The organism is Shinella sedimenti (genome assembly GCF_022601905.1).
GTDB lineage: Bacteria > Pseudomonadota > Alphaproteobacteria > Rhizobiales > Rhizobiaceae > Shinella > Shinella sedimenti.
Genome location: NZ_JAKVIN010000008.1, coordinates 167,766 through 180,371, shown reverse-complemented (window position 1 = coordinate 180,371; position 12,606 = coordinate 167,766). Strand labels below are relative to the sequence as shown.

The following is a 12,606-nucleotide window of genomic DNA, read 5'->3' as shown; positions in this document are numbered from 1 at the left end:
CGTGTCCGACCTGAGGCCCATCTTGCTGGTTGAAGACAATCCCCGAGACCTGGAATTGACATTGACGGCGCTGGAGAAGTGTCAGATCGCCAACGATGTCATCGTTGCACGCGACGGTGCCGAGGCGCTGGATTTCCTGAACCTCGAAGGCGCATTTGCCACGCGCGAACCGGGTGATCCGGCCGTCGTGCTGCTGGACCTGAAACTGCCGAAGGTCGATGGACTGGAGGTGCTCGCCAAGGTGAAGGGCGACACGAACCTGCGCCATATTCCCATCGTCATGTTGACATCCTCCCGCGAGGAGCAGGATCTCGTCAACAGTTACGAACTCGGCGTCAACGCCTTCGTTGTGAAGCCGGTCGAGTTCAGCCAGTTTTTCAAGGCGATCCAGGACCTTGGCGTGTTCTGGGCGCTGCTCAACGAGCCGCCGCCGAAGTCCCGGCAGCGTGGCGGGAGCTGATATGGATTGCATGCCCAAGATTCTTCTTCTCGAAGACAGTGCCGTCGATGCCGAACTGATCGAAGCCCAGCTGGAAAGCCTGGAAGGGACCGTGACGCTGACCCGGGTCGCGACCCGGGCGGCGTACGAGGCTGCACTGGCGCGCGAGAGCTTCGATATCATCCTCTCCGATTTCTCCCTGCCGGACTTTGACGGCATGGCTGCCTTGGATGTGGCGCTGTCTACGGCGCCGGATGCGCCGTTCATCTTCGTTTCCGGGGTGCTGGGCGAAGAGGCTGCGATTGCGGCCTTCCGCAAGGGGGCGACCGACTATGTCCTCAAGCAGCGGTTGGTGCGTCTGCCGGCCGCCGTCACCCGTGCGCTGAACGAGGCGCGCGAAAGGGCCACGCGCAAGCGGATCGAACAGCAGAAGGACCTGCTGGTCCGTGAGCTCAGTCACCGCGTCAAAAACAACCTTGCCGTCGTTCTGTCACTGATCCGCCGCACCGGCCGCAACTGCGCGACCGTTGCCGAATTCGAGGCGAAGCTCGTCGCCCGTGTTCGTGCCATGGCGGATGCGCATGAGCTTCTCTTCGAAGGCAACTGGGACGAGACCGAGCTTTTGAACGTCTTCCGCAGGGCGGTGCGCCCGTACAACGCCGACCTGTCGCGCTTCGATTTCGGCCGTCACGATCTCGTTAGCCTCGACCCGAAGGCCGCGCTTTCGATCGGCATGGTGATAAACGAGCTTGTCACCAACGCCGCCAAATACGGGGCGCTGGCAAATGACCAGGGGCGTATCGCGATCGAATGGTTCATCCAGGAGGATGCCGCTTCAGGCGCGGTGCTGCATTTCACATGGTCGGAAAACGGCGGACCGGCCGTTGCCCTGCCGGATGGGCAAGGCTTCGGCACGCAGCTGATCAAGACCAATATCGAATATGAGCTCGAAGGTCAGGTCAGGCTCGACTATAACGCCGAGGGCTTTGCAGCGAAGATCCGCATTCCGCTTCCGGTGGCCTAGGACGCCTTGTCGATCTGTTCCAGCAGGCGGCGCTGCAGGAGGCCGAGATCGCAGGGCTTGGGGAGGAGCACGACATTGCTGAGATCGGCCTGCGTTTCAGGCAGCTCTGCATAGCCGGAGCACACGACGAGCGGCGTGCCGGCCTTATCGAGCCGTTCGATGACGGGATAGGAATAGACCCCGCGCAGGTTGAGATCGAGCACCGCGGCGTCGATCCCTTCGGAAACCGCGCGCATTGCCTGCTCGACGCTGGAAACAGGACCGATCACCCTCGCGCCGAGGTCGGTGAAGAAATCCTCCAGATCGAGAGCCAGGAGAGGATCGTCCTCCAGAATGAGGACGCGCTTGTTTTCAAATCCGTTGTTCACTTGATATTCCGATATTTCCTGTTAGCGAGCGCCCGCTGTAACTAGAGCCTTGGCGAGCTTGTTCAATATCGCCAGCGAAGTTGTTTCGGTGATTGCCGAATACCGTTGGCAATTTGCGGACGGCTCCTATGTTATGCATGCGGTGCACCGAAGGCGGATTTCTGAATGGATTTGAAAGCTTTGTCCCGAGACGAACTTGAACGGGAGATCGTTCGTCTTCGCGCGATGGGGACGGAGGCCGATGCCGATACCACTGAGGGCGCCATGCTGCGCGCGCAGGCGCGATACCGCGCGCTGTTCGAGGCGATTGACGACGGCTTCTGCATCATCGGCTTCATCGACGGGCCGGAAGGTCCCCTGAGCGACTACGTGCATGTGGAGGCCAATTCCGGCTACGAGCGCCATACCGGTATCTCCGATATCGTCGGAAAGCGTCTCCGCGAGATCGAGCCGGCAAATGCGGATATCTGGCTGGAGCTTTACGGCGGGGTGCTGCGAACCGGCCGGGCGGTGCGTTTCGAACAGGAATTCAAGGCGGCCGGCCGTATCATCGAGGTGTCTGCGACCCGTATTGAGCCCGAAAGCCTGTGCCAGGTCGCGGTCTTGTTCCGCGATGTCACCGCGCGCAAGCTTGCCGAGTCGGCGTTGCGGGAGAGCGAGAGCCGCGTGCGCGACAACATACAGCGTGTCCAGCTTGCCATGGCCGCGGGCGCCATCATCGGCACATGGTTCTGGGACGTTCCCTCCGACCATTTCACGGTCGATGAGGGCTTTGCGGAAGCGTTCGGGTTCGATCCGCAGAAAGGGCGCAGCGGCCTGAGCCTTCAGGAAGTCATCGAGACGGTGCATCCCGATGATCGGGAAGGGTTGATTGCGGCCATCAACGAAGCGATCGCGCAGGGCGGCGCCTACGCGCACCAATACCGCACGCGGCGGGCGGATGGAAAATTCTACTGGCTCGAAGCGAATGGTCGCGTCGAGCTCGCGCCCGACGGTACGGCGCTTAAATTCCCCGGGGTTCTCATCGATATCGAAAGCCGGCGTGCGGTGGAGGCCGAGCGCGATCGCGCACTCGTGGCGTTGCGCGCCCTCAATGATACGCTGGAGCAGCGCGTCGAGGAGCGCACCGCGGCGCTGATGCAGACGGAGGCGGCGCTGCGGCAGGCACAGAAGATGGAGGCCGTCGGCCAGCTCACGGGCGGTCTGGCGCACGATTTCAACAACATCCTTGCCGGTGTCAGCGGAAGTCTCGATTTGATGAAGACGCGGCTCACGCAGGGGCGCATCGCCGAGATCGACCGCTACATTACCGGCGCCCAAGGGGCTGTGAAACGCGCCGCAGCACTGACCCAGCGCCTGCTCGCCTTTTCGCGTCGGCAGACACTCGATCCCAAACCGTCCGATATCAACCGCGTCGTGGCGGGCATGCAGGATCTGATCACAAGGAGCGTCGGTCCCGCCGTAGCTGTCGAAACGGTGGCTGCAGGCGGGCTCTGGACCGCCTTCGTCGATGTCGGCCAGCTCGAAAATGCACTCCTCAACCTGTGCATCAACGCCCGTGACGCGATGCCTGATGGTGGGCGCCTGACGATTGAGACCGGCAATCGCTGGCTCGACGAGCGGACAGCGTCTCAAAGGGGCGTGCCTCCGGGACAATATGTTTCTCTCTGTGTCAGCGACACGGGAAGCGGTATGTCTGCTGATGTCGTCGCGAGGGCGTTCGATCCGTTCTTCACAACCAAGCCGATCGGTCAGGGAACGGGCCTGGGATTATCCATGGTCTACGGATTTGCGGGCCAGTCCGGCGGCGCTGTGCGCATTTATTCCGAGGTCGGCAAGGGGACGATGATCTGTATCTATCTCCCGCGTCATGCCGGAGACCAGCAAGAGGAGGAGCCGCAGGTGGAAAACGATCCTATCTCCGCATCAGATACGCTGGGCACCATTCTGGTGGTCGATGACGAACCGCTCGTCAGGATGGTCGCCGTCGAAATTCTCGAGGACCTCGGCTATGTGGTCCTTGAGGCGGGCGATGGTCCATCCGCGCTTAAAATCCTCCAGTCCCGGCCGGAAATCTGCCTTCTCGTGACGGATGTCGGCTTGCCGAACGGCATGAACGGTCGCCAACTGGCCGATGTCGTGCGAGAAATGCGACCGGAACTCAACGTGCTTTTCGTGACGGGCTACGCGGAAAATGCCGTCCTGAACCACGGCCATCTCGATCGCGGCATGCAGGTCGTGACGAAACCGTTTTCCTCAGAAACGCTTGCCCGGCGCGTGAAGGACTTGATCGGCGGTTCGGCATAGTCTTGCCGCCCCGGGTCCAACTGCCCCACAAATGACGCGCCGCGAGGGAACGAGGCGCGGCAACCGAATTTCTAACGACCGAAAAGACATGGCTTACAGCGAAAGACGCTTTGAATTGAGAGACCGGACACGCGATGGCCATGAGCGGCTGGACGCTGCAGTGGGGGCGTTTGACAGCCTGCGAAGCTACAGCCACTACGTCGGCTTTCTCGGCACGTTCCGCGCCACGATGGATGACCAGCTGGCCGGTGCGATCTGGCCGCTCGAATGGAGCTGGCGACCGACCATGGTCTCGGCGGCACTCGCGCAGGATGCGCAAGACCTGGGTCTTAATGCTGCGCGTTCCATGAAGGCGGCGATCGATCTGAGAAAGCCCAGCGCGCTGCTCGGTGCGCTCTATGTCCTTGAAGGATCGACCCTCGGCGCGCGTTTTCTGCGGCAGCGCGCGGCAGGGCTGGGCATGACGGGCGCCTTCGGAGCAAGACACCTTTCCCTTATGTCAAATGATATGGCGCAATGGCAGTCGTTCCTATTATTGTTGGACGACGCATGTGATTTCGATATGGACCACGCGGCCGCAGCGGCCAATGAGGTCTTTGCCCTAGCCTTGCGGTGCTTTGAAAGTGGTCGTGTTGTCTACCAGTGATGCTGTAAACCTGAATACCTGCGATCGCGAGCCGATCCACATTCCCGGCAGCATTCAGCCGCACGGATGCCTGATCGCGTGCGACATAAGTCTGGCACGGATCGAACGCGCGTCCGCCAATGCGGCGGATATCCTGGGATACGATGGCAATCTCGTCGGTCGCGATGCCGCCGACGTTCTGGGTGGAAAACTGCTGCATGATCTTCGCAACGCCATGGCTGCGACCAATTCGGCGTCGCGGCCGGCTCTCATGCTGGACGTGGCCATCGGCGGACGCGTGTTTGATATTGCCATCCATCATTACAAGTCCGCGGTCATCATAGAATTCGAACCGTCGCCCTCCGTTGGTCAACCCTTGCACATTGCCCGCGAGATGATCGGCCGGATCAGCGATGCCACGGAAGTCGAACGTCTGGTTCAGCGCGCAGGGCGCGTCGTCGCCGGTGTCACCGGATATGACCGCGTCATGGTCTACCGTTTCGAGCATGACGGTTCGGGCAAGGTGGTAAGCGAAACCAAGCGCGCTGATCTGGAGAGCTTTCTCGGCCAGTACTTCCCCGCGAGCGATATCCCGCAACAGGCACGCACGCTCTACCTGAAGAACACGATCCGTGTGATTGCGGATGCCAGCGGCAGCCGCGTGCCGATCGAGCCCGTGCTGGACGCCTCCGGTGAACCACTGGATCTCAGCTTCGCGCATCTGCGCAGCGTATCGCCCATCCATTGCGAATATCTGCGCAATATGGGTGTTGCCGCATCCATGTCCATCTCGATCGTTCTCGATGGCTACCTCTGGGGGCTGATCGCGTGCCATCATTATTCGCCGCGCGTTCTGCCGATGGCGCAGCGCGTAGCCATGGAGGTGTTCGGTGAATTCTTCTCGCTGCACCTCAAGTCGCTCAAGGAGCGCCGGCGTGTAGCCGCTGTTGCTGGTACGCGCGAGGCGCTCGATCGCTTTCTGATCCTCTCATCTCACCACGAGGATGTCGGTGCACTGTTGCGCCAGAGCCTTCACGAATTTTCCCGACTTCTGCCCAATGACGGTGCCGGCGTGATGTTCGACGGTCGTTGGACCGGCACCGGCGCGACGCCCCCGGATGACGCCCTGCCTGCTCTTCTTGATTTCGTACAGACGGTGGGCGAGGGCCGTATCTGGGCAACCCACAGCCTGTCGAAAAAAATGCCCGAAGCGGCCGCCTACAGCGACCGCGTGTCCGGCGTGCTTGCCATTCCGCTTTCGCAGACGGGTTCGGACTGCCTTTTCTTCTTCCGCAAGGAACTTGTTCAAACCCTCGACTGGGCGGGCAACCCCGAAAAGACCTATGAGACCGGTCCGCTCGGCGACCGTCTGACACCGCGCAAGAGCTTCGCGATCTGGAAGGAGACGGTGAAGGGACAGGCGCAGTCCTGGGCCGAATCCGAGCGGGAGATCGCCGAGATCGTGCGCGTCGCGATAGTCGAGATCGTTCTTCGGCAGAATGAACTCATGGCGGGCGAAAGGCGCAAGTCCGAAGTTCGCCAGCGTATGCTGAACGAGGAACTGAGCCACCGGGTGAAGAATATCCTGGCGGTCATCAAATCTCTGGTGACGAGCCCCCAGCACCATAAGAGTACGCTGGAGCAGTATGTCGAGACATTGCAGGGGCGTATCGAGGCGCTGTCCATCGCGCATGACCAGGTCGTGCGCGGCGATGGTGGCGGCATACTCGCCGAGCTTCTCGATGCCGAGCTCCGGCCCTACCGCGCCAAGGAATCGACAATTGTTCTTGAAGGCCCGGCGATATGGCTCGACAGCCGCGCTTTCTCGGTCATGGCGCTGGTCTTTCACGAACTCGCCACCAATGCGGCCAAATATGGCGCGCTTTCGGTGCCGACCGGTACGGTGGACGTGACATGGGAGATGACCGCGACCGGAACCTGCGAAATCAGTTGGCGGGAAAAAGGCGGGCCGGTTGTCGGGGTTCCATCGCGCAGCGGCTTCGGCAGCGCGCTCATCGATCGCAGTGTGCCCTACGACCTTGGCGGTGAAAGCGTGATCAGGTTCGAGCCGTCCGGCCTCGTTGCGTTGTTCCGGATTCCGCCGCCGCATGTGAAGCTGACCTCGTCCAAGGGGCAACCGATGAAGCGCGCCGTCGAGCGCACGCGGGAGGTGGCCAACACACTGGCTGCGGCCGACCCGTCGGTCCTTATTCTGGAAGATCAGATTTTGATCGCACTGGATCTGGAAGCCATGCTCGCGGATGAAGGACTGTCGAAAGTCATGACGACGAGTTCAATCCGGCAGGCAATGGCGCAGATTGAGGCCCAGGCTCCCGACCTCGCCGTCCTCGACATCAATCTGGGGCAGACCACATCCTTCCCGGTTGCCCAGGAACTTCGCAGGCGGTCGATACCGTTTGTCTTTGCGACCGGCTATGGCGAAAACGCGCAGCTCCCGGAAGAGCTTGCAGGCATCCCGATCGTTCACAAGCCCTACAGCCGGAACACCATCGTTTCGGCGCTCACGTCGCTCATGCAAAAGCAATAGGAGCCGGTTCTCGCTCACTGAAGGGATGCGAGCGGACCCACGACAATGAGCGTGGCGAGCGACAGGATGACCGCCGGGGTAGCGACAACCACGCCGATTTTCAGGAACTGCCATGCGCCGATATGCAGCCCTTCACGGCGCAGGGCCGTCAGCCACAGGATGGTGGCGAGCGATCCGGTGACCGAAAGGTTCGGGCCGAGATCGACGCCGATCATCGTGGCGGCGGACACGAGCTGCGGCATGTCGGCCGTGTGAAGGGCGCTTGCCGCCAGAAGCCCGACAGGAAGGTTATTGGCAAGGTTCGAGAAAAGCGCGGCTGCGGCACCCGATGCGAAGGCCGTCGCGTAGACGCTTTGTGCTGCACCCTGCACGATCCAGCCGCCGATGAGGGTATGAAGACCGGTGGCCTCCGTCGCCTCGACGACCACGAAAAGCCCGGCCACGAGAAGCAGGGCGGTCCATGAGATACCACGAAGGATTTCGCCCGGCCCCTCGCGATTGGCAATCAGGATCAGAGCGGTCGTCACGGCACCGGCGAGGAACGTGGTCAGCCCCAGGTCGCCGCCGCGCGCGGACACCGCCACCAGCAGAACGGCGGTGACGCAAAGTGCCAGTCCGGCAAGCCGCGCCTGGCGTGTCAGTGAAACGCCTTCGACGATTGTGGAGACCGTGTCTTCGGCCAGTGCCTTTCGCTGGGTCCACCAGAGCGCCGCGAATGTAACGACGATGGCGACAAGTGAGGGAAGCGCGAACAGGCTCAGCCAGTGCAGGAGCGAGGGCATGGTGCCGTTTCCAAAAACGACCAGATTGGCCGGATTGGAGATGGGAAGCACGAAACTCGCCGCATTGGCGATGAAGGCGCAGATCAGCAGATAGGGCATGGGGTCGCGCACCTTCGCCGCCTTGCACGCGGCATAGACGGCGGGTGTAAGGACGACGGCTGTGGCATCGTTGGAGAGAAACGCGGTTACCAGAATGCCGCATCCGTATATGAGCACGAAGAGACGGCGCGGCGAGCCGCGGGCGTGCGACGTAGCAAAGGCAGCCATCCAGTCGAAAAGCCGCTCGCGGCGCGCGATTTCCGAAAGCAGCATCATGCCGATGAGGAATAAATAGACATCCGTCCCTCTTCCGATGGCTTCGAGCGCTGTGGATGGGGCAAGCGAGCCGAGCACCACGAGCAGGGCGGCGCCCAGGATGGCCCAGACCGCCTCCGGCCAGGCGAAGGGACGAAGGACGACGCCGGTCACCGTTAGGCCCGCGACGATCCAGGTCAGTGAAAAGGTGCTCATAAAGGTTCTCAGGAGGGCGCGTTCACCGCGTTCAGGGGGTCTCCATCGTCGTCAGACCGTTCCGGCGCGATCAGACGATGCGCGGTACAGAACACGACGAAGGCCAAGATCGACACTGCGCCATGGACCCAGTAGGCCAAGCCGTAACCGCCGATATCGGTCAGCCATCCCGCTACCACATTGCTGAGCGAAGCGCCAATCCCCTGCACGGTCATGACGGCGGCAAGGCCCACATTGAAACGCCCGGTTCCCGAGAGAATGCGCTCCGCCGCAATCGGTGTTGCAATGCCAAGCAGGCCGGCACCCACGCCGTCCAGGATCTGCACCGGGTAGATCCAGGAAAAGCTGGAGAACGTGCCCGCGAGCGCGCCGCGGATGGGCAGCGCGGCCAGTGCCAGCAGAAAGACGCTGGCCAGGCCGAAACGACGGATGAGCAGGGGCGCCGCCACAGCCATCACGATCATGGAAAGCTGTGCGACCCCCGTGGTGATGGCCGTCGTACGGAAGGGCGTGCCGAGCTGGATGGAGAAATCCTGGGCGATCAGGCGGCCGATAGGCGCGTTACCGAAATGGAAGATCATCAGCGTAACCGCGAGAAGGATCAGCCCCTTTCGGCTCACCAGCACGGAGAAGCCGGATGGTCCCGGCTTGCCGTCGTCATGTGCGAGGCCGCGGGCCACCGCGTGGTCCACCTTTGAGGGATCGATGGTAAGGACGGCGACGATTGTGGCTGCCGCGGTGAGAACCATCATCACGATGACGCCCATCTCACCGTAATAGCTCGTGGCGGCATAGATCGCCGCGAGCGAGACGACATTTCCCGCATGGTTCCAGAACTCGTTGCGCGCCACCTGGTCGGAGAAGCGTCGTTCCCCGACAAGACCGAGCGTGAGGCCCATCAAGGCCGGACCGATCACCGCGCCGACGATGGCGGTCGCCGACTGCCCGCCGAAGACGGACGCATTGGAGGGGCTGGCCAGTGTCCAGAGGGCGGCGCCCGTGACGAGGAGCACGGGAAGGATGATGAGGGCGCGCTTGTGGCGCGACGCGTCCACCCATGCCCCGAAGAGCGGCGTGGCGATCATGCCGAGCACACCGCCAAGTGTCGCGACGAGCCCAAGCGTCATGGGAGACCAGCCGCGTGTGGCGAGAAAGCCGTCCAGAAACGGTCCCAGGCCATCCCGGGCATCGGCCAGGAAGAAGTTCAGAACGGCGAGCGCGACGAGCGAGCGGCCGGCGAGTGTCGATGGCGTGGACTGCATGCGCGGCGGCCTCGATAAACGAGATGAGTGGAAAAGCTTCCCGAAATGGACGGAAAGCAAAAAGGTTCCACCCAGCCAATAAAGGCTACCCGTCCATCACATGGCGTACCTTCTCGGCCAGCTGGTCGAGGCTGAACGGCTTTTGAAGAAGGTGCGTGCCGGGGTCGAGGATACCGTTATGAACCACGGCATTGCGCGTATAGCCCGTCGTATAGAGGACCTTGAGATTGGCGACCTTCGAGGCTGCGATTTCGGCAAGCTCTCGTCCGCTCATCTGCGGCATGACGACGTCCGTAAACAAAAGCGTCGGCTTCAAACCGGCGTCGAGGAGGGCGATCGCAGCAGGCCCGTTCGCGGCTTCCGCGACGGTATAGCCAAGTTCACGCAGCGCTTCCGTCGAGAAGTTGCGGACGCGCTCGTCGTCCTCCACCACGAGAACGAGTTCGTCCCGTCTACCGCGTGCCGGCTCGTTGCCGAGCGGGACGATGTTCCTGGCTTCGCCGGTGCCGTAGTGACGAGGCAGATAGATCTTGACGTTCGTGCCGTGTCCGAGCTCCGAATAGATCCTGACATGCCCGCCGGACTGCCTGACGAAACCGAAAACCTGGCTCAGACCGAGGCCGGATCCCTTACCCACTTCCTTGGTCGTGAAGAACGGATCGAAAGCCTTGGCCAGCGTCTCCTTCGTCATGCCTGTGCCGGTATCCGTCACGGCGATCATGACATATTGGCCGACGGACATGGAATGCTCTCTCGCATAGTCTTCGGCGATGAATGTGTTGGCCGTTTCGACAGTGAGTTTGCCGCCCTGGGGCATTGCATCGCGGCCGTTGACGGCGAGATTGAGGATGGCATTCTCGAGCTGGCTCGAATCGGCATTGATCCGCCACAGGCCGGCTGCCATCACGGTCTCCACCTGAATCTGTTCGCCAAGGGCGCGGGTCAGCAGCTCTGTCATGCCCGATACCATGCGGTTCGGCTCGATCACCTCGGGCTGGAGCGGCTGCCGGCGGGAGAAGGCCAGCAGGCGCTGGGTGAGGGCCGCCGCGCGGTTCGCGCCGTCCTTGGCCGCCTCGATGTAACGGCTCAGGTCGGTTTCGCCGCGCGCAAGCCGTCTTTCCAGCAGATTCATCGCACCGAGGATAACCGCCAGCATATTGTTGAAGTCATGCGCCACGCCGCCCGTAAGCTGGCCGACGGCTTCCATCTTCTGTGCATGGCGAAGCTGAGCTTCGGCCTCCATCAGCTTGGCTGTCCGCTCCTCGACGGCTTTTTCGAGATCTTCACGAGAACGGGCAAGGACTTCCTGCGCATCCACGATGTCCTGGATGTCCGTGCAGGATCCGAACCAGCGCGTGATGTTGCCCGCATCGTCCCGCACCGCCTGCGCCCGGCCAAGCACCCAACGGTATACGCCGGATGTGTGCCGGAGGCGGTACTCGATATGATAGGGTTCGCCCGTTGCCAGACATTGACGCCAGACGTTCCAGGCGCGCTCCTGATCGTCGGGATGGAACATGCCGTTCCAGCCATCACCATCCGTCGAGCCGACGGGAACGCCGGTGAAATCATACCAACGCTGGTTGTAATAGTCGTGATGGCCGTCCGGCAGTGTTGACCAGAGCATCTGGTCGACCGAATTGGTAATGGCACGAAACCGCTCTTCGCTGTCACGCAGATCGGCTTCGGCCTTTTTTCGCTCGGTGATATCGAAGCTGACGCCGGGAAAGCGGAGAACCGTTCCATCCGGCGCGAGCGTCGGCCTTCCCTCGGCAATGACCCATCTGCTAGAGCCGTCCGGCTGCAAGAGCCGGTATTCCTGCGAGAAGTTTTTTCCGGTCTTCATCGCCGTGTTGATGGCGTCTCGGACCGATGGCAGGTCGTCAGGATGCAGTCCGGCAAAAAACTCCGCGATCGGCGCGCCCGAGGCGGCCCGTTCGCGCGGGACGCCGTAAAGTTTGGCAAAGCGCGCGTCCGCGATGATCCTGTCGTTCGGTACGTCCCAATCCCAGGTCCCGACCGTGTCGGAAGCGCCCAGCGCAAACTCCAGCCGCTCTTCGCTGGCGCGGAGCGCGCGTTCCGCCGAAAGGCGCGCCGTCGTTTCGTTGCCCTGATTGAAAATGCCGAGAACGCGATCCTTGTCGTCAAAGATCGGCGCAAAGCTGTAGTCCCAGTGGGTTTGCTGGACACGGCCGCCGCGCTCCATCGGCAGCATCTGGTCGGCAACGGAAAATCCCTTTCCGGTCGTCATCACCGCCGTCAATTGCGGCTCGATCACGTGCCATATGTCCGCCCATACCTCACGGGCGGGTCGCGCCAGCGCCCATGGGTGCTTCTCCCCGGCAATCGGCGCCCACGCGTCATTATAGATCAGCCTCAGATCGTCTCCCCAGTAAATGGCGGTGGGAAGCGTCGTGTTGAGACATAGACTGACCGCCATCCGCAGTTCCAACGGCCATTCGGATGGATTGGCAAAGCCGTGGCTGGCCCAGTCGAGCGCCAGGATGTGTCGGCTCATTTCGGTGGTCGGCTCTGCGGGGATCGTCATCAGGAGATCTCGGATATTTTGTTCGACGTATATGGGCTTCGATCCGACTTTGGGAAGCGCATCCGCAACAGTTTCCGATGCGTTCGATCTGATGCCAAACTCGTCCCATTTGAAGCTGAGTTGGGCCTCCATGTCATGCCGTTACCGCCACTTCATACAGTGTTTTATTAAATATAAAATTTTATCTTCCGCA

9 protein-coding genes are annotated in these 12,606 nt (G+C 61.8%); 5 read left to right on the top strand and 4 right to left on the bottom strand.

Annotated elements, in window-relative coordinates:
* The first annotated feature begins 1 nt into the window (after position 1).
* Together MKI86_RS18915 and MKI86_RS18910 are read left to right on the top strand one after the other, a co-directional pair.
* The gene (locus MKI86_RS18915) at positions 2–460 is read left to right on the top strand and encodes a response regulator (protein ID WP_241604162.1); all 459 of its coding nucleotides are present in this window, start codon (positions 2–4) and stop codon (positions 458–460) included.
* A 10-nt stretch (positions 461–470) separates the two neighbouring features.
* Entirely contained in the window at positions 471–1,463 is a 993-nt protein-coding gene (locus MKI86_RS18910; protein ID WP_241604159.1) for a sensor histidine kinase, read from the top strand.
* On the opposite strand, the gene MKI86_RS18905 is transcribed toward MKI86_RS18910, so the two are convergent.
* Positions 1,460–1,831 carry a response regulator gene (locus tag MKI86_RS18905; RefSeq protein ID WP_241604156.1) on the bottom strand — a complete coding sequence of 124 codons (372 nt, stop codon included), beginning with the start codon at positions 1,829–1,831 and terminating at the stop codon, positions 1,460–1,462. The genes MKI86_RS18910 and MKI86_RS18905 overlap by 4 nt on opposite strands.
* A gap of 264 nt (positions 1,832–2,095) precedes the next feature.
* Between MKI86_RS18905 and MKI86_RS18900 the strand changes: the two genes are divergently transcribed.
* The 3 genes from MKI86_RS18900 (at position 2,096) to MKI86_RS18890 (ending at position 7,311) form a co-directional block, all read left to right on the top strand.
* Positions 2,096–4,138: a hybrid sensor histidine kinase/response regulator gene (locus MKI86_RS18900; protein ID WP_241604540.1), complete on the top strand. Its 2,043-nt coding sequence runs from the start codon at positions 2,096–2,098 to the stop codon at positions 4,136–4,138.
* Between the two features lie 88 nt (positions 4,139–4,226).
* On the top strand, positions 4,227–4,784 hold the full coding sequence (locus MKI86_RS18895; RefSeq protein ID WP_241604153.1) for a biliverdin-producing heme oxygenase: 558 nt from the start codon (positions 4,227–4,229) through the stop codon (positions 4,782–4,784).
* Positions 4,768–7,311 (top strand): HWE histidine kinase domain-containing protein, encoded by a 2,544-nt coding sequence (locus MKI86_RS18890; RefSeq protein WP_370880016.1) that lies wholly within the window; start codon positions 4,768–4,770, stop codon positions 7,309–7,311. The genes MKI86_RS18895 and MKI86_RS18890 overlap by 17 nt, the downstream gene beginning before the upstream one ends.
* A 14-nt stretch (positions 7,312–7,325) precedes the next feature.
* Here MKI86_RS18890 and MKI86_RS18885 read toward each other — a convergent pair whose 3' ends face one another.
* From MKI86_RS18885 to MKI86_RS18875, 3 genes are all read right to left on the bottom strand, one after another.
* Positions 7,326–8,603, bottom strand: coding sequence for an arsenic transporter (locus MKI86_RS18885; protein ID WP_241604151.1), 1,278 nt, complete (start codon positions 8,601–8,603; stop codon positions 7,326–7,328).
* An 8-nt stretch (positions 8,604–8,611) separates the two neighbouring features.
* Positions 8,612–9,865 carry an MFS transporter gene (locus MKI86_RS18880; protein ID WP_241604148.1) on the bottom strand — a complete coding sequence of 418 codons (1,254 nt, stop codon included), beginning with the start codon at positions 9,863–9,865 and terminating at the stop codon, positions 8,612–8,614.
* An 85-nt stretch (positions 9,866–9,950) separates the two neighbouring features.
* The gene (locus MKI86_RS18875; protein WP_241604144.1) at positions 9,951–12,413 is read right to left on the bottom strand and encodes a PAS domain-containing hybrid sensor histidine kinase/response regulator family protein; all 2,463 of its coding nucleotides are present in this window, start codon (positions 12,411–12,413) and stop codon (positions 9,951–9,953) included.
* Positions 12,414–12,606: the final 193 nt, after the last annotated feature.

Excerpts from the sequence above, each read along its gene's own strand:
- MKI86_RS18910 (WP_241604159.1), top strand. The coding sequence starts at position 471 with ATGCCCAAGATTCTTCTTCTCGAAGACAGTGCCGTCGATGCCGAACTG.
- MKI86_RS18900 (WP_241604540.1), top strand. The coding sequence starts at position 2,096 with ATGCTGCGCGCGCAGGCGCGATACCGCGCGCTGTTCGAGGCGATTGAC.
- MKI86_RS18895 (WP_241604153.1), top strand. The coding sequence starts at position 4,227 with ATGGCTTACAGCGAAAGACGCTTTGAATTGAGAGACCGGACACGCGAT.
- MKI86_RS18885 (WP_241604151.1), bottom strand. The coding sequence starts at position 8,603 with ATGAGCACCTTTTCACTGACCTGGATCGTCGCGGGCCTAACGGTGACC.
- MKI86_RS18880 (WP_241604148.1), bottom strand. The coding sequence starts at position 9,865 with ATGCAGTCCACGCCATCGACACTCGCCGGCCGCTCGCTCGTCGCGCTC.
- MKI86_RS18875 (WP_241604144.1), bottom strand. The coding sequence starts at position 12,413 with ATGACGATCCCCGCAGAGCCGACCACCGAAATGAGCCGACACATCCTG.